Origin of the sequence: Amycolatopsis thailandensis (assembly GCF_042723255.1) — a bacterium.
Taxonomy (GTDB): domain Bacteria; phylum Actinomycetota; class Actinomycetes; order Mycobacteriales; family Pseudonocardiaceae; genus Amycolatopsis; species Amycolatopsis thailandensis.
Genome location: NZ_JBHXJK010000028.1, coordinates 37,984 through 61,433, shown reverse-complemented (window position 1 = coordinate 61,433; position 23,450 = coordinate 37,984). Strand labels below are relative to the sequence as shown.

General features: G+C 68.8%; 20 protein-coding genes. 10 read left to right on the top strand and 10 right to left on the bottom strand.

Going from position 1 to position 23,450, the window contains the following annotated elements; translation table 11 throughout:
* The first annotated feature begins 7 nt into the window (after positions 1-7).
* Complete coding sequence (locus ACFWMR_RS14010) at positions 8-979, top strand: lysylphosphatidylglycerol synthase transmembrane domain-containing protein (RefSeq protein WP_378275928.1); 972 nt, start codon at positions 8-10, stop codon at positions 977-979.
* Between the two features lie 56 nt (positions 980-1,035).
* Here the strand turns inward: ACFWMR_RS14010 and ACFWMR_RS14005 are convergent, their stop codons facing one another.
* Positions 1,036-2,973 carry a DUF6541 family protein gene (locus tag ACFWMR_RS14005; RefSeq protein ID WP_378378613.1) on the bottom strand — a complete coding sequence of 646 codons (1,938 nt, stop codon included), beginning with the start codon at positions 2,971-2,973 and terminating at the stop codon, positions 1,036-1,038.
* A 277-nt stretch (positions 2,974-3,250) separates the two neighbouring features.
* On the opposite strand from ACFWMR_RS14005, the gene ACFWMR_RS14000 reads away from it, so the two are divergent.
* Positions 3,251-4,861, top strand: a complete 1,611-nt coding sequence (locus ACFWMR_RS14000) for a hypothetical protein (protein ID WP_378378612.1) — start codon at positions 3,251-3,253, stop codon at positions 4,859-4,861.
* On the top strand, positions 4,858-6,327 hold the full coding sequence (gene wsfD, locus ACFWMR_RS13995) for a glycan biosynthesis hexose transferase WsfD (RefSeq protein WP_378378611.1): 1,470 nt from the start codon (positions 4,858-4,860) through the stop codon (positions 6,325-6,327). Before ACFWMR_RS14000 ends, wsfD begins: the two co-directional genes overlap by 4 nt.
* Here wsfD and ACFWMR_RS13990 read toward each other — a convergent pair.
* Positions 6,285-7,538, bottom strand: coding sequence for a hypothetical protein (locus ACFWMR_RS13990; RefSeq protein WP_378378610.1), 1,254 nt, complete (start codon positions 7,536-7,538; stop codon positions 6,285-6,287). The genes wsfD and ACFWMR_RS13990 overlap by 43 nt on opposite strands.
* Positions 7,539-7,639: 101 nt before the next feature.
* Between ACFWMR_RS13990 and ACFWMR_RS13985 the strand changes: the two genes are divergently transcribed.
* A complete protein-coding gene (locus ACFWMR_RS13985; RefSeq protein ID WP_093936356.1) occupies positions 7,640-8,374 on the top strand; it encodes a lysophospholipid acyltransferase family protein in 735 nt (244 codons plus the stop codon).
* A 103-nt stretch (positions 8,375-8,477) separates the two neighbouring features.
* Here ACFWMR_RS13985 and ACFWMR_RS13980 read toward each other — a convergent pair whose 3' ends face one another.
* Positions 8,478-9,278 carry an HAD family hydrolase gene (locus ACFWMR_RS13980; RefSeq protein ID WP_167406263.1) on the bottom strand — a complete coding sequence of 267 codons (801 nt, stop codon included), beginning with the start codon at positions 9,276-9,278 and terminating at the stop codon, positions 8,478-8,480.
* A gap of 82 nt (positions 9,279-9,360) precedes the next feature.
* On the opposite strand from ACFWMR_RS13980, the gene ACFWMR_RS13975 reads away from it, so the two are divergent.
* Positions 9,361-10,254: an LLM class flavin-dependent oxidoreductase gene (locus ACFWMR_RS13975; protein WP_378378609.1), complete on the top strand. Its 894-nt coding sequence runs from the start codon at positions 9,361-9,363 to the stop codon at positions 10,252-10,254.
* A 756-nt stretch (positions 10,255-11,010) separates the two neighbouring features.
* Here ACFWMR_RS13975 and ACFWMR_RS13970 read toward each other — a convergent pair.
* The gene (locus ACFWMR_RS13970; RefSeq protein ID WP_378378608.1) at positions 11,011-13,020 is read right to left on the bottom strand and encodes a DUF6541 family protein; all 2,010 of its coding nucleotides are present in this window, start codon (positions 13,018-13,020) and stop codon (positions 11,011-11,013) included.
* Between the two features lie 81 nt (positions 13,021-13,101).
* Between ACFWMR_RS13970 and glf the strand changes: the two genes are divergently transcribed.
* The 5 genes from glf to ACFWMR_RS13945 all read left to right on the top strand — a co-directional run bounded on the left by glf (position 13,102) and on the right by ACFWMR_RS13945 (position 17,886).
* A complete protein-coding gene (glf, locus tag ACFWMR_RS13965; protein ID WP_093936411.1) occupies positions 13,102-14,328 on the top strand; it encodes a UDP-galactopyranose mutase in 1,227 nt (408 codons plus the stop codon).
* Positions 14,321-14,836, top strand: a complete 516-nt coding sequence (locus ACFWMR_RS13960) for a phosphatase PAP2 family protein (RefSeq protein ID WP_093936412.1) — start codon at positions 14,321-14,323, stop codon at positions 14,834-14,836. Before glf ends, ACFWMR_RS13960 begins: the two co-directional genes overlap by 8 nt.
* Positions 14,833-15,792, top strand: coding sequence for a decaprenyl-phosphate phosphoribosyltransferase (locus ACFWMR_RS13955; protein WP_093936354.1), 960 nt, complete (start codon positions 14,833-14,835; stop codon positions 15,790-15,792). Before ACFWMR_RS13960 ends, ACFWMR_RS13955 begins: the two co-directional genes overlap by 4 nt.
* A 97-nt stretch (positions 15,793-15,889) precedes the next feature.
* Positions 15,890-16,294: a hypothetical protein gene (locus tag ACFWMR_RS13950; protein ID WP_378378607.1), complete on the top strand. Its 405-nt coding sequence runs from the start codon at positions 15,890-15,892 to the stop codon at positions 16,292-16,294.
* An 86-nt stretch (positions 16,295-16,380) separates the two neighbouring features.
* The gene (locus ACFWMR_RS13945; RefSeq protein ID WP_378378606.1) at positions 16,381-17,886 is read left to right on the top strand and encodes a hypothetical protein; all 1,506 of its coding nucleotides are present in this window, start codon (positions 16,381-16,383) and stop codon (positions 17,884-17,886) included.
* Positions 17,887-17,964: 78 nt separating this feature from the next.
* On the opposite strand, the gene ACFWMR_RS13940 is transcribed toward ACFWMR_RS13945, so the two are convergent.
* The 6 genes from ACFWMR_RS13940 to ACFWMR_RS13915 form a co-directional block, all read right to left on the bottom strand.
* Positions 17,965-18,558 carry a hypothetical protein gene (locus tag ACFWMR_RS13940; RefSeq protein ID WP_378378605.1) on the bottom strand — a complete coding sequence of 198 codons (594 nt, stop codon included), beginning with the start codon at positions 18,556-18,558 and terminating at the stop codon, positions 17,965-17,967.
* Complete coding sequence (locus tag ACFWMR_RS13935) at positions 18,558-19,247, bottom strand: hypothetical protein (protein ID WP_378378604.1); 690 nt, start codon at positions 19,245-19,247, stop codon at positions 18,558-18,560. The genes ACFWMR_RS13940 and ACFWMR_RS13935 overlap by 1 nt, the downstream gene beginning before the upstream one ends.
* Positions 19,244-20,734 carry a WXG100 family type VII secretion target gene (locus ACFWMR_RS13930; protein ID WP_378378603.1) on the bottom strand — a complete coding sequence of 497 codons (1,491 nt, stop codon included), beginning with the start codon at positions 20,732-20,734 and terminating at the stop codon, positions 19,244-19,246. The genes ACFWMR_RS13935 and ACFWMR_RS13930 overlap by 4 nt, the downstream gene beginning before the upstream one ends.
* The gene (locus ACFWMR_RS13925) at positions 20,731-21,222 is read right to left on the bottom strand and encodes a YbaB/EbfC family nucleoid-associated protein (RefSeq protein WP_378274812.1); all 492 of its coding nucleotides are present in this window, start codon (positions 21,220-21,222) and stop codon (positions 20,731-20,733) included. The genes ACFWMR_RS13930 and ACFWMR_RS13925 overlap by 4 nt, the downstream gene beginning before the upstream one ends.
* Before the next feature lie 71 nt (positions 21,223-21,293).
* Positions 21,294-22,049, bottom strand: coding sequence for a decaprenylphospho-beta-D-erythro-pentofuranosid-2-ulose 2-reductase (locus ACFWMR_RS13920; protein ID WP_378378602.1), 756 nt, complete (start codon positions 22,047-22,049; stop codon positions 21,294-21,296).
* Complete coding sequence (locus ACFWMR_RS13915; RefSeq protein ID WP_093936409.1) at positions 22,046-23,416, bottom strand: FAD-binding oxidoreductase; 1,371 nt, start codon at positions 23,414-23,416, stop codon at positions 22,046-22,048. The genes ACFWMR_RS13920 and ACFWMR_RS13915 overlap by 4 nt, the downstream gene beginning before the upstream one ends.
* Between the last annotated feature and the right edge of the window lie 34 nt (positions 23,417-23,450).

Genomic DNA, 23,450 nt, shown 5'->3' with positions numbered 1-23,450 from the left:
AGGTTCAGTGACGACGGTCGAAACGCCCGAAGAGGACACTTCGGTATCTGTAAAGCAGCCGAAATCCACCAAGGCGAAGATCCTCGACGTCGTCCGCTGGGTCGCCATCCTGCTGGTCGTCGCATTCGCGGCGAAGACGCTCGTCACCAATTGGGGTGAATTCTGGCGGACCTTGTCCGAGGTCGCGTGGGAATCCTCCACGTTGAGCCTGCTCGCGCTCATCGCCGCGATCATGGTGTCGACCTACGGCTGGCAGGTCATGGTCGACGACCTCGGCAAGCCGATCGGCTACGCGAGGGGCGCGCAGATCTGCCTCGTCGGCTCGCTCGGCAAATACGTGCCGGGTTCGGTGTGGGCGTACCTGCTCCAGATGGAACTGGGCCGCAAGGCCGGGCTCGCCAGGGCCCGGATCTTCACCGGCTCGCTGATCCAGCTCGGCGTCGGCGTGGTGTCCGCGCTGGTCGTCTCGCTGCTCGCGGCCCCGGCGGTGTTCAGCAACAGCCCGCGGGCGATGTGGCTGTTCGTGCTCATCCCGGTCGGCCTCGCGATGCTGCACCCGAAGGTGCTGACCTGGGGCACGTCGCTCGTGCTGCGGATCCTGCGCCGCCCGCCGCTGGACCACCGGCTGAGCTGGTCGGTCGTCGGAAAGGTCTTCGGCTCGTCGACCGCCGCGTGGGCGTTGCAGGGCGTGCACCTGTGGCTGCTCGCGAACTCCGTCGGCACGCCGGGTTTCAGCGGCTTCGTGCTGTGCGTCGGCGCGATGGCGGTCGCGATGACCGTCGGGACGTTCGCGTTCATCCTGCCCAGCGGGGTCGGTGTCCGCGAGGTCGCGCAGGTCGCCGTGCTCACCGCGTCGGGCCTCACCGTCGGCCAGGCGACGGCCTTCGCCATCGCCTCGCGCGTCATGTTCACCGTCGCCGACCTGATCACCGCCGGCGCCGCCGCCCTCTCGGCCCGCCTCGTCACTTCCCGCGTTTAGTCCTCTGAACGCGGCCCTTGCGCGGGGCAACCACCGCATTCAGAGGACTAAACGCGTCAGGGGTTCAACCGGTAGATCACCGCGTCGGCGTTGCGGTACACCTCGGTCACGAAGTTCAGCCCCTCCAGATCGCGCAGCCCGGCCTGCCGCGGGGCGCCCGTCGGGTAGCCGTACTGCCCGAGGATCACCCACCGCACGTTCAGCCGCGCCACCGCCGCCCGCACGGCGGGATTCGACGGGTACTCGCGGAAGTGCCACTCCAGCAGCCGCGCGTCCGACGGCGACAGCGTCTCGTCGAAATGCCCGGAAGTCGTGCGGACACCGGAGAGCGCGTAGGTCCACACCGTCCCGTCCAGCCGGTCGTTCAGCGCCCGCTCGCCGGGCTTCGCGAGCTCGGCGAGCTTCTCCATCGCGACGACCTCGTCCGGGCTCACCGGCAGCTTGTGCGGGTTGATGCCGGGCGTGTTCGCGTAGCCGGACGCGACCTTCTCCGCGTTGGACCGCGCGTAGAAACCGTTGCTCAGGAAGGCGAACCCGCCGAACATCGCCAGCGCGACGACGAACGCGGGCACCTTCCGGAGCGCCACGGTGTCCCGCAGCCACGCCTGCGTCTCGGCGAGGCCGTGCGCGGCGATGATCGACAGCGGGACCGCCGCCATCGACATGAACCGGTACGGGTCGTTCCACCACGGCCGGGACAGCGCCAGCACGAGGGGCTGCTCCGACGACGTCACCGCGATGTAGGCGAGTCCGGTGATCAACGCCGTCACGCCGATCCACCGCAGCCCGCCCGCCCGCGAGAAGAAGATGAAGCCCAGCAACAACGCCGCCGAAAGCCAGATCTGCGGATAGGGCTCGTAATGCTGGAAGCCCAGCAGCGCGCCGAGCGCCGTCGTCGCGCGCCATTCGACCGGCCAGCTGCGGTAGGGTACTTCGCCGTTCGCGAGGCCGATCGCGCCGAACAGCTGGAGCCCGGCCACGGCGACCGCGAGGACCCCGATGATCGCCAGCGCCCGCAGATCCCGCCCGATCCGCCGCCACCGGTCACCGGGCGCGACCCAGCGTTGCAGCAGCAGCGGACCGGCGAACAGGATCGCGCCGAACAACGCCGACGAGTGCACGCACAGCAGCCCGACGGCGCCGATGAGCAGCACGAAACCGGTGTCGGGCGCCGGGCGGTCGAGGTAGCGCTTCACCGCGACGGCGGCCAGCGGGGTCAGCGCGAGGCCGAGCAGGAACGGGAGCAAAGGTCCCCTGCTCATCGATTCGTACAGGCCCATCACCGGAGCGATGGACACGAGCGCGACCGCGCCCGCGAACACCGCGCGCCCCCGGAACACGCGCACCATCGTGACCAGCGACAACGCCAGCAACGCGGGGAGCAGCGCGGTGTTCACGTCCAGCGTCAGCGGGATGCTCGCCGGGCTGAGCAGGTACACCACCGACGCCAGCAGGTGGTAGGCGTTGGGGTAGAACACCGGCGCCGCGTCGCCGTACCAGTTGACCTCGCCGGTGCCGAACAGGCTGCCGTCACCGGTCTCGGCGATCTGCCGGACGCCGTTCGCGTGGTACACGGCGTCGAACCCCTGCGGGATGGCGTCCAGCCTGCCCATCCCGCGGACCACCGCGTACATCCCGACGGCGGCCGCGAGCAGCAGGCAGGCCCCGACGGCGAGATGCCCGGAGCGGCCCCACAGCGGTTCCTCCGGCGCGGGCGGCCACCGGCGCAGTGTGAGCCGCCGCAGGCCGTAGGCGACACCGGCGAACAAGGCCGTCGCCACCGCGTAGGTCACCGGGGTGAACGGGAGCCCGAGCGCGGCCGACCACGGCCCGGCGAGACCGCCGATGGCGTAGCTCAGCAACGGCGTCATCCCCGCGAGCACCCAGCCGCGCAGGCCGGCGGCGAGACCGGTGAGCAGACCGGGCAGGCCGATGGCGAGCAGTGCGACACAGACCGTGACGACGTCGGTCAGGAGGGAGGTCTGGGTGGGCACAAGGTGTCCTCAGCGTCTGAAAGCGGAGTGGGGTATCCGCACGGAACTCCCGGGGTGCGGAACGGAATGGGCGGCCAGATTAACCGCTGAGGGCCGTTACCCGAAGGAGTCACATCCCGCGGGGGAATTCGGCGGAGCATCGTCTACTCCGCGCACACTCGACTCACCCGTTCGTGTCAATTGACTGCGCCGAAAGAAACACCTTGGCGCGGCGTTCGATACTTGACCGTAGTCTTTTTCGCATACGGAGCGGCTCGGCCCGGGAGGGTGGGATCAGGTGGTGATCGCGCTTGCCGTCGCCTGGTCCGTGCTCGCGATCTTCGTGCTGGTGGCCTGGCCCAAGATCAGCGCCGACAAGAACTGGCGCGCGGTCGCGCTGCTGCTCACCCTCGGTTTCTCCGCGGCGCACCAGCTGTTGTTTTCGACCATCGCGGAAGACGCGTACATCACTTTCCGCTACGCCCAGAACATCGCCGACGGCAATGGTCCGGTGTTCAACACCGGCGAGCGGATCGAGGGTTACGCGAATTTCCTTTGGATGATCGTGATCGCGTTGCCGAAGGCCGCTTTCGACGCCGATATCGAAACCTCGGCGATCGTGCTCGGCGTTCTCGCCACCCTCGGCGCCGTCCTGCTCGCGCACGTGACGGTGAACCGGGTGGTCGAGCGGGCCGCGGGGGAGCCGCGCCCGGCCGCCGGGGTGGCCGCCGCGGTCCTCGTCGCGGGCGCCGGAGGCCTCGCCGCGTACGGCGGATCCGGCACCGAGACGCCGTTGTTCGTGCTGCTCGTGTTCGGCGTCTTCGCCTCGCTCGCGGCGCGGCGCCCGGTCGTCGCGGGCGTGCTCGTCGCCTTCGCGATGATGACGCGCCCGGCGGGGGTCCTGCTCGCGGTGCTCGTCGGCGGCTGGCTGGTCGTCGCCGCCCTGCGCGGCCGCCACTCCTGGTGGGCCCCGGCGGGCTGGCTGCTCGGCGGGCTCGTCTTCGCCGCGCCGTGGACGGCGTGGCGGATGACCTACTACGACCATGTCCTGCCGACGTCGGTGGTCATCCCCTTCGACCTCGATGTCCCGCAGCGGATCGACCACGGCTGGCGGTACCTGTCGGGTTTCTCGGTGGTCCACCAGGGTTTCCTGCTGCTCGGCCTGGCCGCGGCGGTGGCGCTGGCACTGCGTCGCGCCGGCCGGACACCGGGGGAGGCCGAGGCCAGGTCGCTGACCTGGCTGATGCTCGTCACCGCCGTCGCGCTCACCGGTTTCGTGGTCTTCTTCGGCGGCGACGCGAGGCCTGCCTGGCGCCTGCTCGCGCCGATCCCGCCGCTGCTGTCGGTGGCGGCCGTATCGGTCTACGGCGTGCTCACCGCGACGGCGAAACCGAGTCCGCGGCCGCGTCCGCGGGGCAGGCGGCTGATGCCCGCCGCCGCGATGGCGCTGTCCGGGCTCGCGGTGCTGGTCTCGGTGTTCAGCCCGGAGATGCTGGCCCGCGTGCGCGCCTGGCACGACCACGGAGCGCAACTGGAGGAGATCGGCCGCTGGCTCGACGCCTACCTGCCGCCCGGTTCGATCGTGAGCACGTCCGCGCCCGGCGTGCTGTCCTACCACGCCGGGACGCAGCTCCAGATCGTCGGCGTCCGAGGGCAGACCGAGGAAGCGGGCGAGACCCTCGTCACCCGGCGGCATCCGACGATCGCCGTCATCACCGACAACGGCTACTCGCCGACGCAGTCCTGCGTGATCGATCCGGCGTACGTCGCGAGGTACCGCGTCGCGACCTTCGCGCGTGAAGGAACGCCGTCCTGGCTCACCGTGTTCCTGCGGGCGGACGTCGAACGCTCGGTGAGGGCGGCCCTCGACCGCTCACCCGATTTCCGCCACGTACCGTGCCCTTCGTGAGTGTCGACGAACGCGTTTCCCCCAGCCGACCAGCAGCGCTTGGCTTCTCTTCGCGCCTGTTCGGCCTCGGCGTGTTCGCCGCCGCGCTCACCGTGTTGCTCGTCCGCTTCCTCGTGCCGAGGCCGGTCGGGATGGCCGACAACGGCGACGGCTTCCGCGTGCTGTGCGGCGCGGGTATCCCGTGGAAGGGCAAGCCGGAGCCGTTCGTGCGCCTCTCCTACACCGCGCCGGCGGGCGAATGCGACGCCACCTATCTCCTGACCCAGAGCTGGTTCGCGCGGATCGCGCGGTCGATCGGCGGGCTGCTCGGCCTCGAATCGACACTGAGCCTTGTGGTGCTCGGCGTGCTCACCAGCGTCCTCGCCGCCGCCGCGGTCGCGTTGATCGTCGTCGGGCTGCCGTACTCGCGTCGCGTCCGCGGCTTCGCGACTGTCGGGCTGCTGCTGGTCGTCGCGGACTCCGCGTTCTTCGGCTACTTCGCCTCCGTGCTCGGCGAAGGCGCCGCGTTCCTCGGTCTTCTCCTGGCAGTCGGCGGCCTGCTGGTGTCCGCGCGACCCGGGTGGTGGCGCTACGCGGGCTTGGCCGTGCTTCTCTTCGGCGGCGTCATCGCGGTCAACGCCAAGGTCCAGACGCTGATGATCCTGCCGCTGCTCGCGCTCGCCGCGTTGCTCGTCCGCCCGGCCGGAGTCAGGGGTTTGAAGCGCTGGCTTCCCGCGGTGTTCGTCGTCGGTGCGCTCGCCGGAGGCACGGCGTACGCCCAGCAGACCGTCGAACCGGCGAAGCTCCCCGACGGCTCACTCGCCGCGCGTCCTGGTGACGATTCGCGCGAGATCAACATGTTCAACACGATCTTCTTGACCATTGTGGACGGTCGGCACGACACCGGGGCCGACCTCGCCGCGCTGGGGCTGCCCGCTTCGTTCGGCCAGTACGCGGGCAACGGCTGGTGGCATCCGAAACCCGCGACGATGGACCCCGAGTACCCGCGGTACCGCGAACAGATCAGCAGGCGCAACGTCGTCGAGTACTTCGCGACGCATCCCTGGCGCACCGTCGGGATCCTGGACCGCGCGGCGGGCGATCTGCTCACCGCGCGCCCGCCCTACCTCGGGAGCTTCGACCAGTCGGCCGGGTTCGCGCCGGAGGCACAGGAACACCGCGTCCCGGTGGCGTCGACCATCACGAAACTCTTGGCGCCACTGGGTTTCTTCGCCCTGCTGCCGATCTGGTTCCTGCTCGGTTGGCGCGGCTGGAAGGCCCGGCGTGACGCGGTGGGCATCGCGCTGGGCTTCCTTCTCGCCGTCGCCGCCGGCCAGTTCGCGCTGGCCGCGCTGGGGGACGGCTTGGAGAACGTCAAGCACCAGGCGATCGCCTTGTACTGCACGCTGCTCGGCGTCGTCCTGGCGCTGGTGACTTTCGCGCGTCAGGAGGATTTGACGTCGTCCTCGACGTCCAATCTTCCTTGATGCGGCCGGAAGCCGTTGAAGCCCTTGAAACCCGCCTGGCGCGTTGTCGCCGGGAACGACACCAACGCGGCGAAGATCAGGAGCGCGACGGCGTCGACCCAGAACACCGCCGGACCGCCGACGAACCGCAGGTTCACCGCGATGTAGAGGAAGAACAGCGCGCCGACCCAGAGCCGCCGTCCCTCGCCTCGCTGCTGGTCGAGCACGACGGCGACGAGCGCGATGAGCAGCGGCGCCATCATCACGAAGACCCGCGCCGTGTCGGTCGCGACGAGCCGTCCGGCCAGGCAGCAGGCGAACAGCCAGATGCTGGCGATCAGCAGTTCCGCGCGCAGACCGTGACGGCGGTACTGCTGGTAGAGGCCGTAGCCGAAGATCAGCCAGAAGAAGTGGAACGTGGTGAACAGTTCGACCTGGCCGGTGCCCTTGCCCGCGTTGAGCGCGAAGCGGATGTTGTCGAGCAGGCCGCTGTTGGACTGGCCCGCGCCGAAGCCGTAGTCGCCGCCGATGAGGTTCTGCGCCCAGATCCGGTAGCCGACGTAGATCCCGGCGGCGACCACGAACACGCCGATGCCCCCCAGGACATCGCGATCACGGAACGACCGGCCGCGCGTCCACGCGATCAGCGGGTACAGCGGAGCCAGCAGGAGCGTCGTCTCCTTGTTGATCGCGCCGAGCACGATGACGATCGCGAACGGGATCAGCTTGCGTTTGAGGATGAACCAGATCGCGAGCAGGTAGAGCAGGTTGTTGAGCGGGTCGACCAGCCACGGGTTGCTGAAGGCGTACGGCGCGTACCAGAACGTGCAGGCCAGCGCGACGGCGGCGAGCACCGACGTGAACAGCTGCAATTTCAGGTACGAGCGCAGGAATTCGAAGAAGACGATCACCGTGGCGAGCGTGACCACGAAGGTGAAGGCCACCCAGAGGACGTCGAGCGAGAGCCCGGTCAGCAGGTTGCCGCGGTGGATGATCCACGGGCTCAGCATCCGCAACGCGAAGGGGTTGTCCACGGCCGCGCCGGTCTGCTCCGACATGCGGTAGTAGTTCAGCGCGTCGCCCCAGGCCGCTTCATGCGGTTTGGGGAACTTCGGCATGAAGGAGATCAGATTGATCAGGGACACCGTGCCCAGCGCGAGGTAAGCCCAGAGGCGCTGAGCGCCGGGTCTTCCTCGCGGCATGAGCGTGATTTCGGTGGTCTCGTGCGTCACGAGCACATTTTAGGGCAGTGACCTGGGGTGATGACGTCAGCAGCCGCTTGTGACCTACGCGACCGTAGGTTGGTTACCCTACGGTAGCGTAACCTGGACGAATGGCCGAACTCGTTTACCCGCCCGTCATCATGGCGGCGAAGCTCATGTTCCGGGTGCTGGACAACCGCATCCGGGTGGAGGGGACCGAGCACATCCCGTCGACGGGCGGGGCGGTCATCGCCTGCAACCACGTCAGCTATCTCGACTTCATCTTCTGCGGGCTCGGCGCGCAGCCGGCGAAACGCCTGGTCAGGTTCATGGCGAAGAAGGAGATCTTCGGCAACCGGATCGCCGGGCCGCTCATGCGCGGTATGCACCACATCTCCGTCGATCGCGGCGCGGGGCTCGCGTCCTACCGCGAAGCCGTCGAGCGCCTGAAGGCCGGAGAGGTCGTCGGGGTGTTCCCCGAAGCCACGATCAGCCGGTCCTTCACCGTGAAGGACATCAAGTCCGGCGCCGTCCGGATGGCCGCCGAAGCCGGCGTCCCGGTCGTGCCGATGGCGCTGTGGGGCACGCAGCGGCTGTGGACCAAGGGCCGTCCGAAGGACCTCACGAAGCGCCACGTCCCGATCTCGATCCTCGTCGGCGAGCCGATGCACCCGAAGGCCGAGGAGGACGCCGAAGTCCTTTCGAAGGACCTTCGCGTGCGGATGTCCGCGCTCGTGGAGCGCGTCCAGGCGGACTACCCGGAGAAGCCCGGCTCCGACGACGAGCGCTGGTGGCTGCCCGCGCACCTCGGCGGAACCGCGCCGACGCCGGAAAAGGCCGCCGAGCTCGACCGCGAAGGCCGCTGATCACGCGAGTTCCGCCTCCAGACACGCGTGTTCCGCCTCTACGCACGCGAGTTCCGCCTGCAAGCACGCGAGACCCGTCCCCGGTCACCCTGACCGACGCGGGTCAGAACCAGCGTTCGAGCACCTGCGCGACGCCGTCCTCGGAGTTCGGCGCGGTCACCTCGTCTGCGACGTCCAGGACGTGACGGTGCGCGTTCGCCATCGCCACCCCGTGCCCGGCCCAGCCGAGCATCTCGATGTCGTTGGGCATGTCACCGAACGCGATCACCCGCCCGGCCGGCACCCCCAGCCGCTCGGCGACCTCGGCCAGCCCGGTCGCCTTCGTGATGCCGTGCGCGGAGACCTCGATCAGGCCGGAGTTCGTCGAGTAGGTGATGTCGACCGAACCTTCGAGCACCTCGCGTGCCGCCCGCGCCATCTCGTCCGAGGTCATCCCGCGCCTGCTGATCATCAGCTTGATCGCCGGATGCCCGAGCACCTCGGCCCGCGGCGCCTGCGTGCCCTCGTTGTCACCCCACGGGTTGTGGTAGTCCGGTTCGATCACGAAGTTGCGCATTTCCTCGTCGAGCGCGGACTCGCCGATCCGCTCGGCGGCGTACCGGCAGCCGGGAAGAGCGTGATCAAGAGCACTCACGGCGTCGTGCAGCAGCGTCGGCTCCAGCATGCCGTGGACGGCCACGATCCGGTCCGCCCCGATGTCGTACAGCACCGCGCCGTTCGCGCAGACCGCGTACCCGGTCAGGTCCAGCGGGTTCGCGATCGGGGCGATCCAGCGCGGCGGACGGCCGCTGACCAGCACGAAGGGGACTCCGTCCTCGGTGACCCGCCGGACGGTGCCGATCGTGCGTTCGGTCAGGGCCTCCATCGGGCCGAGCAGGGTTCCGTCGACGTCGGAGGCGATCAAGAGGGGTTTTTCCACTCGCGCATTGTCCCCGAAGATCCGCCCATCGGGCGAAGGGTCGGTCTGGACCAGTACCTTCCCCCGTGTGCGCGTAGGCATCGTGATCCTTCCGGAAGATCGTTGGTGGGCGGCCGAGCCGAAATGGCGGGCCGCCGAGGAATACGGCTTCGACCACGCTTGGACGTACGACCACCTCGGCTGGCGGAACCTCGTCGACGGCCCGTGGTTCAGTGCGATGCCAACGTTGACGGCGGCCGCCATGGTGACGTCGCGGATCAGACTGGGCACCTTCGTCGCGTCGCCGGTCGCGCGGCACCCGGTGCCGTTCACCCGCGAGCTGACCACCCTCGACGACATCTCCGACGGCCGGTTCGTCCTCGGCGTGGGCGCCGGCGTCCCGCACACCCACTACGACGCCGCCGTGCTCGACGGCCCCGAACTGTCGGCCAAGGAACGCACGGACCGCTTCACCGAGTTCGTCGAAGCGCTCGACGGGCTGCTGATGACCGACGGTTTCGACTTCGAGGGCGACTACTACCGGGCCAAGGGTGCCCGGAACCTGCCCGGCTGCGTGCAGCGGCCCCGGCTGCCGTTCCTGGTGGCCGCGAACGGCCCGCGCACGATGACGCTCGCCGCGCGGTTCGGCGCGGGCTGGGCCACCACCGGCATCAAGGCGGAGACCCAGGACGAGTGGTGGAAGGGCGTCGCGGAACTCGTGAAGACCTTCGACGAGCGGCTCGACGCCGTCGGCCGGGACAAGGCGGGCGTTCAGCGGTTCCTGAGCCTCGACTCGGCGCCCGTCTTCTCCCTCTCCAGTGTGGGCGCGTTCACCGACGCCGCCGGGCGGGCCGGTGAACTCGGGTTCACCGACATCGTCACGCACTGGCCGCGGTCCGGGGACTACTACGTCGGCCGCGAGTCGACGCTCGAAGAGGTCGTCAGCGACGTACTCCCGGTACTACAGGGCAGGAACGTCTAGGCCGATCGGGTGACATCGGCGGCTCCGCTCAACCAGGTCCGTTCAACGGTCGTCTGAGGGATGAGTACAGCGAGTGGGTGCGGCCCTTCAGCGGCTGCCCCTCATGGGTCACCCCGGGGGTGAATGGGGGACTGAGGCTCGCGTGGTCGCGGCAGGGGCAGTCCGCGACCACGCGAGCCTTGAACTTTCGGCCCGCGAGTCACGTCCCCAATCACGCGAGTGACGTGTCCGAGCACGTGAGTCACGTCTTCGAACCCGGCGATCGAGACGTTAGAGCTGTGGGCTGAGGCTCGACGGTGGTGTTTCGGGCGCGGTGGTGACGCGGCACGTCACTCGCGTGATCGAAGCCGGATCTCGCGTGATTGGAGCCGGATCTCGCGTGCTCAGCGGCGGAACACCCGAGTGCTGCATCCAGATACGCGAGGACGGTCAGAGCGGACCGGTGTTTACCTACCCACGCCTGAACTGGGCGAGAGTGGTGGCTCCGCGGCTGCCAGGGCGCGACGGTGAAGGAATTGGGACGTTGAACGTCCCAATTCCTACATCGTCGCCAGGGATGCCCGGTCTTGGACCTTGATCAACGGAGAATCCGGGACGTTCAACGTCCCGGATCCTCCACGCTCGCCAGCCCACACCAGTGGGTAGGCAAATACGCGTCCGCCAGAACCGTCCTCACCTCTCACGCGGCGAAGGGCGCTTTCACCGCGTCGCATGCGGGGAAAGCGCCCTTCAGCCCACGTCGACGGGTCAGGTCGTCTAGCGGGTCAGGGTGTAGATCGAAGCGCCCGCGTTGCCGAAGTCCTTCCGCAGGAAGTTCAGCCCGTCCAGATCCCGCAGCCCCGGCGCCGGCGGCTCGCCGATCTTGATCGGCGTGCTCCCGATCAGCACGTGCTTGATGTTCAGCCGCTTCACCGCGGCCTGCACCTCGGGGTCGGTGTCGTAGTCCCGGAAATGCAGCGCCAGGTACTTCGCGTCCGGCGGCGGCACACCGGGGTCGTAGTGCCCGGCGACCGGGTGGATGCCGGTGATCGCGTACAGCCAGGCCGTCCCGTCGAAGCGCTCGTTGAGCACCTTCTCGTCCGGGCCGATGTTCATCTTGGTCAGCTCGTTCATCGCGGCCAGTTCGTCGGCGCTGACCGGCGGCGTGACCTCGCCCTCGGGCCCGTTGTAGTACAGGAACGACACCGCGTGCGCGTTCGACTCGGTGTAGAAGCCTTTGGTCAGCACGGCCGACGCGGCCACGACGAACACGGCGGTCGCCAGCCCGAGCCGGGCGGGCAGCGCGGGACGGCTCTTCACCCAGGAGCGCCCGCTCGCCCACTTCGCGAACCAGCGTTGCAGCTCCGCCATCCCGTGCCCGGCCAGCAGGCAGAGCGGGATCGCGGCGAGCGCCATCAGGCGGTACCGGTCGTTCCACCACGGCCGCGACAGCGAGATCACCCACGGTTCCGCGCCGAACGAGGCGACCAGCACGAACAACCCCGAGAAGCCGATCGCGGAAAGCCCCACCCAGCGCATCCGGCCGAGCCGGAACAGGCTCAGGACACCGATCGCCAGCAGCACCGTCAGCCACACCTGCGGCGCGCTCAGCACCTGCCGGAAGGTCACCAGCAGCCCCAGCGACTTCAGCACCGGCAGCTGCGAGCCCCACGCGTAATAGGGGTATGAACCCGAAGTGAATTTCAGGGCGCCCAGGATGTGCGGCGCCGCGAGCAGCGCGCTCCCCGCCATCACCGGCACCATCTTGACGACGTCGCCGCCGATGACCCGCCAGCCGCCGCGGCCTTCCGGCACGCCGTCGAGCGGTTTGTGCCGCAGCGCGCGGTACCAGCGCTGCACCACCAGCGGGAAGGCGAACAGCAGCGCGCCGAACAGCGCCGACGAGTGCGCCGCCAGCAGCCCGACGGCGGTCAGCGCGAGCACGTAGCCGGTGTCCAGGCCCGGCCGCGCGAGGAACCGGGCCAGGGCGACCACGGCCAGCGGCGTCAGCACGATCCCGAGCGCGAACGGCAGCAGCCCGCTCGACACCGACTCGTACGCGCCGGTTGTGGCCGCGGCGGCCACCAGGGCCGTGCAGCCCGCGAACACCGCCCGCCCGCCGAGCTGGCGGATCAGGGCGACCATCGACAGCGCGAAGATCCCGGCGACCGGCATGGTGATGGCGTTCAGCGTGACCGGGATCGTCGTCCCCGAGATCGAGTACACGAGCGAGCCGACCAGGTGGTACGCGTTCGGATAGAACGAGCCGTCCGGGTACCAGTTGACGGTGCCCATGCCGGTCAGCGAGCCGTCGCCGGTCTCGGAGATGTAGCGGATGCCGTTCGCGTGGAACACGGTGTCCCAGCGCTGGAACACCGCCGTCGTCCCGCCGCGCGCCGAGAGCACCACGAGGATCGAGATGCCGACGGCCAGCGCGACACAGGCCGCGACGGCGTAGTGCGCACGCGGGTGCCACTTCGTCGGCGGATCTTCGGCGCCCGGCTTGATCCAGCCGCGGCTCTGCCCCAGCTTTCTGAGACCGAACCCGATCCCGGCGAGCACGGCCGTGACCGCCGCCACGGTCAGGGGGTTGTACGACACGCCAGCGAGTGCGAGCCACGGACCGGCCAGCCCGGTTACCGTGTAGGACAACAGCGGGGCCAGCCCGGCCAGGGCCCAGCCGCGCAGGCCCGCGGCCCGGCCGACGAGTCCGCCGGGGACCGCCAGCACGGCGAGGTACGTGATGGTCGCACCGAAATACGACCAGAAGGTGTCCGGAGTAGGCACTGCTTCCTAAATGTGTCTGTCGAAGGTGAAAACCGGTGCTCGGTGCAGGGCACGGAGGTGACCTGCGTACCCTCGACGCCCGTGAGCGCGCACACGAACCCCGACAAGATTACTGAAGCCGATTTCGCCGGCTACGACCTCATCGTGGTCGGGTCCGGATTCTTCGGGCTGACCGTGGCCGAACGGGCCGCGGCCGAGCTCGGCAAGAAGGTCCTCGTGCTGGAGCGGCGCCATCACATCGGTGGCAACGCCTACTCCGAAGCCGAGCCGGAGACCGGGATCGAGGTGCACCGTTACGGTGCGCACCTGTTCCACACCTCGAACAAGCGTGTGTGGGAGTACGTCAACCGCTTCACCGACTTCACGAACTACCAGCACCGGGTGTTCGGCAAGTACCAGGGCCAGGTCTACCCGCTGCCGATGAACCTGGCGCTGATCAACCAGTTCTTCGGCAAGTCCCACACGCCGGACGAGGCCCGCGAGCTGATCGCCAAGCAGTCGTCGGAGTTCGAGACCGCGAACGCGCAGAACCTCGAAGAGAAGGCGATCTCGCTGATCGGCCGCCCGCTGTACGAGGCGTTCATCCGCGGCTACACGGCCAAGCAGTGGGAGAACGACCCGAAGAACCTCGGCGCCGACATCATCACCCGGCTCCCGGTCCGCTACACCTTCGACAACCGGTACTTCAACGACACCTACGAGGGTCTGCCGGTCGACGGCTACACCGCGTGGCTCGAGAAGATGGCCGAGCACGAGAACATCGAGGTGCGGCTGAACGTCGACTACTTCGACGTCCGCGAGCACATCCCCGCCGGCACCCCGACCGTCTACACCGGGCCGCTGGACCGCTACTTCGGCTACTCCGAGGGCCGGTTCACCTGGCGCACGGTGGACTTCGAGTCCGAGGTCGTCGAGACCGGCGACTTCCAGGGAGCTTCGGTCGTCAACTACAACGACGAAGAAGTGCCCTACACCCGGATCATCGAGTTCCGGCACTTCCACCCGGAGCGCAAGCACTACCCGAACGACAAGACGGTCGTGTTCCGCGAGTACTCCCGCTTCGCCGGCGAGGCCGACGAGCCGTACTACCCGATCAACACCCCGGAGAACCGCGAGAAGCTCGAGGCCTACCGCGAGCTGGCGAAGGCCGAGGCCAAGGACAAGAACGTGCTGTTCGGCGGCCGTCTCGGTACCTACAAGTACCTCGACATGCACATGGCCATCGGCTCGGCGCTGTCCGCGTTCGACAACAAGATCGCGCCGCACCTGACCGATGGCGCGCCTCTTGACGGGTCCCTCGATGCTTGAGAAGGGCGCGCCCACGGGTGAAGTGGCCGTCCTGTCGAAGGTGCAGGGCGTCCTGAAGAGCGATGTCACGGTCAAGGCGGCGCGGGGTCTTTCGCACTTCGGCGAGCACAGCGCGGGATGGTTCGCGCTGGGGCTCGTCGGGGCCGCGGTGGACAAGAAGCGGCGCAAGGACTGGCTGGTCGCGGCGGCGGGCGTCGTCGGTGCGCACGCCGCCTCGATCGCGGTGAAACGCGTGGTCAGGCGGCCACGACCGGACCACGGAAGCGTCGAGGTCCTGGTCTCCACGCCGAGCAAGCTGAGCTTCCCGTCCTCGCACGCGACCTCGACTACGGCGGCGGCGGTGCTCTACTCCGGATTGACCGGGCGTAACCTGGTCCCGGCCCTGGTACCGCCGATGCTGGCCTCCCGGCTCGTGCTCGGCGTCCACTACCCGACCGACGTTCTGGCCGGAGCGGCCCTTGGGGGCGTAGTCGGCGGCTTGATACGTAGGAAGCTGAAGCGACGATGAGTGAAACGACCGAGAAGGCCGATTCCAAGCCTGACGACGTAGAACCCGTGGCCGAGGCCGCCGAACCGAAGAAGATCGCCGGCGGTCTCGTCGGCGGCATCATCAAGACGGCACGCCCGCGTCAATGGGTGAAGAACGTGCTGGTGTTCGCCGCGCCGTTCTTCGCCTTTTCGAAGTCGACGGACCGGACCGGCCTGCTGATCGCCGCGCTGATCGCCTTCGCGGCGTTCTCGCTGGTGGCCTCCTCGGTCTATCTCATCAACGACGCCGTCGACGTCGAGGCCGACAAGGCGCACCCGACCAAGCGGAACCGGCCGATCGCGGCCGGGATCGTGCCGGTCCCGGTGGCCTACGTCTCGGCGGTCGTGTTCTTCGCCCTCGGCCTCGGCATCTCGTTCTTCGCCAGCTGGCAGCTCGCGGTCGTGCTGGCGGTCTACGAAGCCGTCCAGCTCGGCTACTGCTTCGGGCTCAAGCACCAGCCGGTGGTCGATCTGGCCATCGTCGGCTCGGGCTTCCTGATGCGGTCGATCGCCGGTGGTGTGGCCGCCGGTATCGCGATGTCGCAGTGGTTCCTGCTGGTCACCGCGTTCGGCTCGCTGTTCATGGTGGCGGGCAAGCGCTACGCCGAGATCATGCTCTTCGAGCGCACCGGGGCGAAGATCCGGTCTTCGCTCAAGAAGTACTCGGCGAGCTACCTGCGGTTCGTCTGGGCGACGTCCGCGGCGATCCTGATCATGTCGTACTGCCTGTGGGCGTTCGAGATCCGCCAGGTCGAGCACGACTCGGTCTGGGCGGTCGTCTCGATGGTCCCGTTCGTGGTCGCGGTCCTGCGCTACGCCGTCGACGTCGACGGCGGCAACGCGGGCGAGCCCGAGGAGATCGCGCTCAAGGACCGCGTGCTCCAGGTGCTCGGCGCGAGCTGGGTCGTCACGCTGTTCCTGTCGTTCTACCTCTGATTCGACAGCTCGGACACAGCGCATCCACAGGTTGCGCACGCATCCTCGGTGGTGGGAGCGGGTAGGACACCTGCTCCCACCGACCTAGGAGCGAGAGATGAGCGACCCGCAGCGGCCGTCCGAAGACGAGGACAAGACGGTCGAGCAGCCCGCCGTCGGTGACGAGACAGCGAAGCCCGTCGAACCCCCTGCCGAAGCTCAGGCCGGGACGCCTGCCGCTGCCGGGCCTCCGCCCGGTTGGGTGCCCGCGCAGCAGGCTCCGCCGAAGAAGGGCGGTTTCCGGCGCTTCGCCGGGCACCGCGCGACACAACTGGTCGCGGTCGGCCTCCTCGGCTTCATCCTCGGCGGCGGCGTCATCGGCACCGCCGTCGGCCTGGCTTCCCGTGACGGCGACTGGCCCGGTTTCTCCCGTGAACACCGTGGTCAGGACGGTCCCGGCGCACACCGTGACTTCCATGGCGGCCCCGGTGACCGCGGCTGGCGTCACGACGGGAACCGATGATCATCCGTCCGTGGGACCGTCGCAGGTGACGAGTCCCACGGAGGGTAGATAACGGAATCATCACGGCAGCGTGTACCGTACTCGTGATGCGAAGCGCCTCCGCTGAACTGCCCCAGGCCTCCGGTGCGCTGCCGGGAGTCGCCGTCCTGACCCGCCCCTGGGTGCTGCCCGCCGGGGCGGCGGTCGCTTCGGCCCTGGTGTTCGTGCTGGTCAGCGGGCATTTGATCGACGACACGTACATCACGCTGTCGTACGCGAAGAACCTCGCCTTCCACGGCCATTGGGGCCTGATCGAGGACGGCACCGCCAACACCGCGACGTCGCCGCTGAACGTCCTCGTGCTGGCGCTGATCACGTTCATCGTCCGGGACGCCGTTTTCGCCGCCGGGATCGTCTTCGTCGCGAGCCAGGTGGCGCTCGTCCTCGGACTGCGCCGGATCGGCGCCGCGACCGGTCTCCCCGGCGGGTTCGCCCCGCTGGCGCTGGGCCTGCTGCTGGTGAACCCGCTGCTGCTGTCGTCGGTCGGCCTCGAAGTCGCCCTCGGCGCGGCGGCCGTCGTCTGGCTGATGGTGCTGCTGCACGAACGCCGTCCCGCCGCCGCGGGCGCGGTGATCGGCCTGATCGCGCTGATCCGGATCGACCTGCTGCTGATCGCGTTCGTGCTGTTCCTCGCGCGCCGCGAATTCTGGGTGGGCATCTGGCGGATGACGTTCGCCGCGCTCGCGGTGATGCTGCCGTGGTTCGGGTTCAGCTGGCTGACCCTGGGTTCGGCGGTGCCGGACACCCTGGTCATCAAGATCATGCAGCGCTCGTGGGGACCGTTCAGCTTCACCAACGGCCCGCTGCTGTACTGGCGCAACTTCCCGCTGGCGGCGACACTTTCCTTTCTGCCGCTCGTGATCGGCGGGCTCGCCGGTCTACTGTGGACGTTCCACTACCGGCGCGGTTCGGAGCGGGCGAAGCGCCTGGCGCCGTTCGCGACCCTCGCGATCGCCGGGGCGGCGCACTATCTGGCCTACTGCTGGCTGAACGTCCCGCCGTATCACTGGTACTACGCGCCGAGCATCGTCGGCGCGACGGTCTTCCTCGCCGCGGCCGCTTGCGCCGTCCCCGGCCGGGCCAGGCTCGGCGCGGGGATCCTCGCCGGCGCGTTCCTGCTCGTAAGTGCCTTCGCCTACGCCACTCCCGAGCTGCCGCGCCGGTTCGCGCCCATCACCAGTAACCACGCGGCGTCCGACGAGTACCGCCGGATCGGCTCGCAACTGGCCGAACTGACCCAGGGGCGCAAGGTGGAGAGCGCGGGCGAGGTCGGCGCGCTCGCCTACTCCTGCGACTGCGACATCGTCGACCAGTTCTCCGACCGCGGCTCGGTCGACCCGGCGATCACCGAGACGAAGAACCGCAGCAGCGAGCTCGGCAAGGCGCTGCTGGCGGCGAACTTCCGGTTCTTCGACCACAGCGTTCCGCCCGCGACCCCGGATCTGGTGCTGGCCACCACCCGCAAGACGCCGCCGGCGAACGCCCTCGCGACCTGGACGATCCACTCGCCTTGGATGGGCACCCAAAGCCTCTACCTGCTCTCGGCCCGCTAGCCCCCTTACGCATTTAGTCCTCTGAATGCGGTAGTTGGGTTCGCGAACTACCGCATTCAGAGGACTAAATGCGTGAGGTCAGCGGCGTGAGTGGGCGCGGTCGGCTCGCGTGACCGCCAGCAGGTCCCGCTGGTAGACCACGGACCCGTCGGCGAAGACGAACTGCAGCACCGGCCGCGGCGGGAAACTCCGCCCCAGGTACAGCGCGGTCACCGAACGCACGACCCCCGACGGCATCTCTTCGAAGGTCCGAAAAGGCTGGGCCGGATCCTCGCCCTCCAGCAGCTTCGCCGGGTACACGACGGCCAACCGCCGGTCGGACAGCGTCAGCCGCGCCTCACCCTTGCCCCCGGCGAGGTGGTCCGCGAGCCGCGCGGCTGTCTGCTCCGTCGAACGCGCGACGACCCAGTAGGCGATCGTCGGGTCGTCGGTCCAGTCGCCTTCGAGGACGTCCGGCGCGGGCAGCGGCCACCGCGTTTTCCCTGTCACCGCAGGGGTTTCCCGTGACGGCTCGTAGGGCAGCGTGAGCTTTCCGTCCAGCAGGAGACCCACGTGGCCGTGCGCGGGCGGGCAGCCGATGATCAGGCGTTCGCCGGGCGCGAGCCAGAACTGGTGCAGTTCCCGTTCGACGATCTCGTCGACGGACTTCGCGATCGGAAGGGTGTTCTCCATCAGTTCACCGTCACCGAATAGAGCCAAGCGAACTGCCGGGGATCGTCGCAGTCGAACAAGAAGTCCATCCCGGATCCGTCCACAAAGGACGCGCGCAGACACGGACGCTTCTTCTTGCCGTGTTCGGCGACCGCGAAACCGGCGATCCGATCGCGCGGGATCCCGGCGCGCGGCACCATCTCGTGCCGCGCGATCGGGACGCCCGCGGCGTTCTCGCCGTAGGTCTTCGTGGTCATGATCGCGGCGATGTCCTTGCCGAACCCGATCGCCTTCGACATGAACGACTTCTTCGAGGGCGTTTCCGGCGGCGGGACGACCTTCTCCAGCACGAGCAGCCGCGTGCTGGTCAACGCCCACAGCCGCGAAAGCGAACCGCTGGTGGACAGCTCCCGCACCGCCGCGTGCGCGATGCCGCCCTGCTCACCGAGGACGATGACCTGCGGCGACGGCGGATTCGACGCACCGCCGTCATCGCCACCGCCCAGCGCGGCGCTGACCATGTCCCCGGCGAAGTTCGCCGCGCCCGAGCCGAACTTCCCGAGCACGCTCTTCTTCGGGACACCCCAGGGATCGAGGCCGCGTACGTCGTAGTTCAGCGTGCGGCCGTACGCGGCCCACAGCAACCGTTCGCCCGGGTCCAGCGAAGGCAGGGCCTGCGACGCCGCCCCGAGCGGGTAGCCGAGATTCATTCTTCGATCGTGAACCCTCTGTCGGTCGCCGCGCGGCGCTCTTCCTCGGACGACGAATCCTGCGACTCGTTGTAGCCGGCCTTGACGCCTTGCTCGACGCCCAGCTCCGTCAGGTTACCGGCACTGCCGCGGAAAGCGGCCTTTCCGACGCTGGTCGTCCCGCTCATGCCCATCGCCCGGAGCCCGGCCTCGGTGAGGTTCGTGGTGAGCGCGTCCGAGCCCTCGCCGCCGACGCCGAACCGGTCCGCGAACTTGTTGGCCGTCTTCGAGGCCCCCGTCGTCGGGTTGGCCTTCGTGACGATCTTCGCGAGGGGGTTCTTGTCGATCTGGTCGGCCAGCCGCTTCTGCAGCCAGTTGCCGTCACGCAGGCCCTCGGCGCGCTCGACGACCTTCTTGAGCGGCCCGTTGCGGAGCATCTTCAGGATGTCTTCGAGCTTGTCGATCAACGGCTTGAGCTTGCCGAGCAGCTGCTTGACCTTCATCCCGAGCCGACCGCCCGTCACCGCGACCTGCCCCGCCGTGGCGGCGCCCGCCGCGCCGACCGAGGCGCCCGCCGTGATCCACGAGGCGGCCAGCGCGGCCAGCCACTCGATGATCAGGCCCATCACCAGTTCCTGGATGATGTCGATGACGATCTCGACGAACGCGTCGAACAGGTCGGCGGCGATCTCCAGGATCTGCTGCAATCCGCGGACGTCGTTCGCGAACGCCTTGGCGCCGCCCGAGAACTCGGTCATCTGGCCGCGGAACGCGTCGCCCGCTTGGCCCTTCCAGGCCTCCTTGGTGCCGTCGGCGCGCTTCTGCTCGTGCTCGGCGACGCCGTCGAGCCACTTGGCCGTCTGCTCCCAGCCCTTGGCGGTGCTGCGCATCTGCTCGGGGTCGCCGATCGCGGGCTCCAGCACCAGCTCGACCAGCGGACTGATCACGATCCCGATCAGGAAGCCGAGTCCGTTGTCCAAAAAGGACTGCCCAGGGCTCATCACGAGCTGGAGCTGTTCCATCCGCGCGTGCACGGCCGCGATCGCGACGTCCGGCGGGCTGCTCGCCCTGGCGACGTCCGAGGACGTGCTGACCCACGAGCTGCCGTAGCCGCCGTTCTGCTCCCAGAAGCCTTTACGGCCCGAGTCGCCCGCGCTGTTGAGGTCGCTCAGGCTGCCGGGGCCGCTGCCGCCGTCGTCCAGCCCGGCGCCGAGCCCGGTGATGACCTCGGCGGTGCCCTGGTTGTGCTCGAGGTAGGTCTTCGCCGCGGTGGTGGTCTTGTCGGCGATCTGGTCCATGAAGGACTTCGCCTGCTCGGCGAGGTCCTGACATTCCTGGAGACCCTCGAAGTACTTGAACGCCATCAGCTCGCCGAGCGGGCCGAAGCAGTCGTCGGAGACCCTGGCCTGCTCCAGCAGGCTCGCGAGGCTGCCGAAGTTCCCCGAGGCCTCTTTGGACCCCGTGGAGTGCGCGGTGAGCGCTTCCGTCTGGACACCGAAGCCGGTCATGAGTCCCTCCGCAGGATCGGGCCGCCGAAGTCTTCGTCGTCGCTGGGTGCCGGACGCGAGGGACGCTGGGTGCGGACAGGCTGCTGCTGAACGGGCGCGGCGGGTCCGGCGAGGGTTTCCGCGGGCGGGGGAGCACTCGGCCCGAGCGGTTCGACGTGGGCGTTGAACGCCTCTTTGAACTGCTCCGCGCGATCGCCGAGGATCGGCTGGACGGTCTGCTGCATCGCGGCCGCGGCCTGCTGCGTGGCTTCCCTGATCGCGTTCAGGATGTCCTGCTGCAGCGCGGTGTGCGTGCGGTTCATCGCCTTGGGGGACAGCTGGAGTCCCAGCAGCGCGCCGGACGGGGCGACGGTCACCGTCACCGAGCCGTCGGCGTTGCGCGCGGATCCGCGCAGCCCGGCGATCTTGTCCTTCAGTTCCGCTGCTTTGGCGGCCTGCTCCTGAAACGACCGGATGGCCGCGTCGAGCTTGGCTTCCTGGTCAGCCATCGATTCCTCTCAACCCGGGGACGGATTTTCTCCGTGCCCGGGTGAGACGAATCCAGGTGTGAGCTCGTTCCCTAGATCGGGAGTTTCCGGAAGATCGGCCGGGGGATGTGCCGCAGGGCGGACATGACCAGGCGGAACGGTGCGGGCGACCACACCAGTTCCTTGCCGGCCCGCGAGGCGGCCACCGAGGTCTCGGCGACCTGCTCGGCGTCGACCGTCAGCGGGGCGTCCTTCATGCCTTCGGTCATCTTGGTCCGGACCTGGCCCGAGCGGACGACGGTGATCTGCACGCCGAACTCCGCCAGCGCCTCGCCGAGGCCCAGGTAGAAGCCGTCGAAACCGGCCTTGGAGGAGCCGTAGACGAAGTTCGACCGGCGGACCCGCTCACCGGCGACCGACGACAGGGCGATGACCTTGCCGTGGCCCTGCTTCTTCAGCTTGTCCGCCAGCGCGACACCCACCGAAACCGCGGCCGTGTAGTTCACGGTCGCCGCCTCGACGGCCTTCGCGTGGTCCTGCCACAGCTCTTCCTGGTCGCCGAGCAGGCCGAACGCGACGACGGTGACGTCGATGTCGCCGCCCTCGAACGCCTTGTCCAGCACGGTGGGGTGCGAGTCCAGGGCCTTGGCGTCGAAGTCCACGGTGGCCACTTCGGCGCCCTTGTCCTTCAGGCGCTGCGCGGCCGCGTCGAGCCGGGGGGACTGACGTCCGGCCAGCACGACCCGGAGGGGGCGCTCGGCCAGGTACTTCTCCGCGATCGCGAGCGCGATGTCGGAGGTGCCGCCGAGCAGCAGCAGGGACTGGGGGTTGCCCACAGCGTCGATCACAGTTCCAACCTTCGGGACATGTCAGAGGCGAAAACGCCTTCGGGGTCAACGGAAGCGCGGACCTTGCGCCATTCCTCGAGACGCGGGTACATCTTCGCGAAGTTCTCCGCGGAGGTGCGCGAGTCCTTCGCCGTGTACAGACGGCCGCCGAGCGCGAGCACGTCTTCGTCGAGCTCCTGGCAGAACCGGCTCAGCCCGTCCTTGATCGGGAAGTCGAGGCAGACCATCCAGCCGGGGTGCGGGAACGACAGCGGCGCCGGGTTGCCCTCGCCCATCTGCTTGAACACGTTGAGGAACGACACGTGCCCGGAGTCCGCGACCTTCTGGATGATCCGGCGCAGCGGCTCGTGCGCGTTCAGCGGCGTGCTGAACTGGTACTGGAGGAAACCCTTGGAGCCGTAGGCGCGGTTCCACTCGCCGAACAGGTCGAGCGGGTGGTAGAAGGCGGTCAGGCTTTGGATCTGATCGCGCGCGTTCTTCGCGGTCTTGCGGTAGTACAGCTCGCCGATCGCGGAGAACGACAGCTTGTTCGCCAGCCCGTTCGGGAACACGTCCGGCAGGGTCGCCAGCGTGCCCGGGTTGAACTTGAGCGGGTCCGCCCGCAGCTTGGGCGGCAGTTCGTCCAGCTTGGCGAGCGAGCCGCGCTGGAAGGCCGCACGGCCGAGCTTCGCACCCCGGGAGATCGAGTCGAACCAGCCGGACGAGTACGTGTAGTTGTCCTCGGAACCGTCGGTGACCAGCGCCAACGTCTCGTCGAGGTTCGCCGTGCGCTGGATGTCGGCCTTGAAGTAGGCCGTCTCCGTCTTGGTCATCCGGATCTTGGCCCGGACGATGATGCCGGTCAGGCCGATGCCCGCCACGGTCGCCCAGAACAGCTCCGCGTCGGGGCCGTCCGGCGTGATCGTGCGCACCTGCCCGTCGGCGGTGACCAGGTCCAGCGACACCACGTGGTTGCCGAAGCTGCCGGCCGAGTGGTGGTTCTTGCCGTGGATGTCGTTGGCGATCGCGCCGCCGATGGTCACCTGGCGGGTGCCCGGCAGCACCGGGACCCACAGGCCGTACGGCAGCCCCTCGCGCATCAGCTTGTCGAGGCTGACCCCGGCGTCGAGGTCGACGATGCCGGAGTCCGGGTCGATCGAGTGGATGCGGTCCAGCGCGGTCATGTCGACGACCAGGCCGCCCGCGTTCTGCGCCGGGTCGCCGTAGGACCGGCCGAGACCACGCGCGATGACCCCGCGTTCCCCGGCCTGGGTCACCGCCTTGGCGATGGCCTCCACGTCGGGGGTGCTCAGGACGTCCGCGATGCTCGGCGACGTCCTTGCCCAGCCCATGAGCGACTGCCGCTGTGTCTTGGGTGCTTGGGTCACGCCGACCAGGGTAACCACGCCGAACACTGCCCGG

What these genes read in the sequence shown, in the direction of transcription:
- ACFWMR_RS13985 (WP_093936356.1), top strand. Translation starts at nt 7,640, where the DNA reads ATGGCCGAACTCGTTTACCCGCCCGTCATCATGGCGGCGAAGCTCATG.
- ACFWMR_RS13960 (WP_093936412.1), top strand. Translation starts at nt 14,321, where the DNA reads ATGCTTGAGAAGGGCGCGCCCACGGGTGAAGTGGCCGTCCTGTCGAAG.
- ACFWMR_RS13955 (WP_093936354.1), top strand. Translation starts at nt 14,833, where the DNA reads ATGAGTGAAACGACCGAGAAGGCCGATTCCAAGCCTGACGACGTAGAA.
- ACFWMR_RS13950 (WP_378378607.1), top strand. Translation starts at nt 15,890, where the DNA reads ATGAGCGACCCGCAGCGGCCGTCCGAAGACGAGGACAAGACGGTCGAG.
- ACFWMR_RS13945 (WP_378378606.1), top strand. Translation starts at nt 16,381, where the DNA reads ATGCGAAGCGCCTCCGCTGAACTGCCCCAGGCCTCCGGTGCGCTGCCG.
- ACFWMR_RS13940 (WP_378378605.1), bottom strand. Translation starts at nt 18,558, where the DNA reads ATGGAGAACACCCTTCCGATCGCGAAGTCCGTCGACGAGATCGTCGAA.
- ACFWMR_RS13935 (WP_378378604.1), bottom strand. Translation starts at nt 19,247, where the DNA reads ATGAATCTCGGCTACCCGCTCGGGGCGGCGTCGCAGGCCCTGCCTTCG.
- ACFWMR_RS13930 (WP_378378603.1), bottom strand. Translation starts at nt 20,734, where the DNA reads ATGACCGGCTTCGGTGTCCAGACGGAAGCGCTCACCGCGCACTCCACG.
- ACFWMR_RS13925 (WP_378274812.1), bottom strand. Translation starts at nt 21,222, where the DNA reads ATGGCTGACCAGGAAGCCAAGCTCGACGCGGCCATCCGGTCGTTTCAG.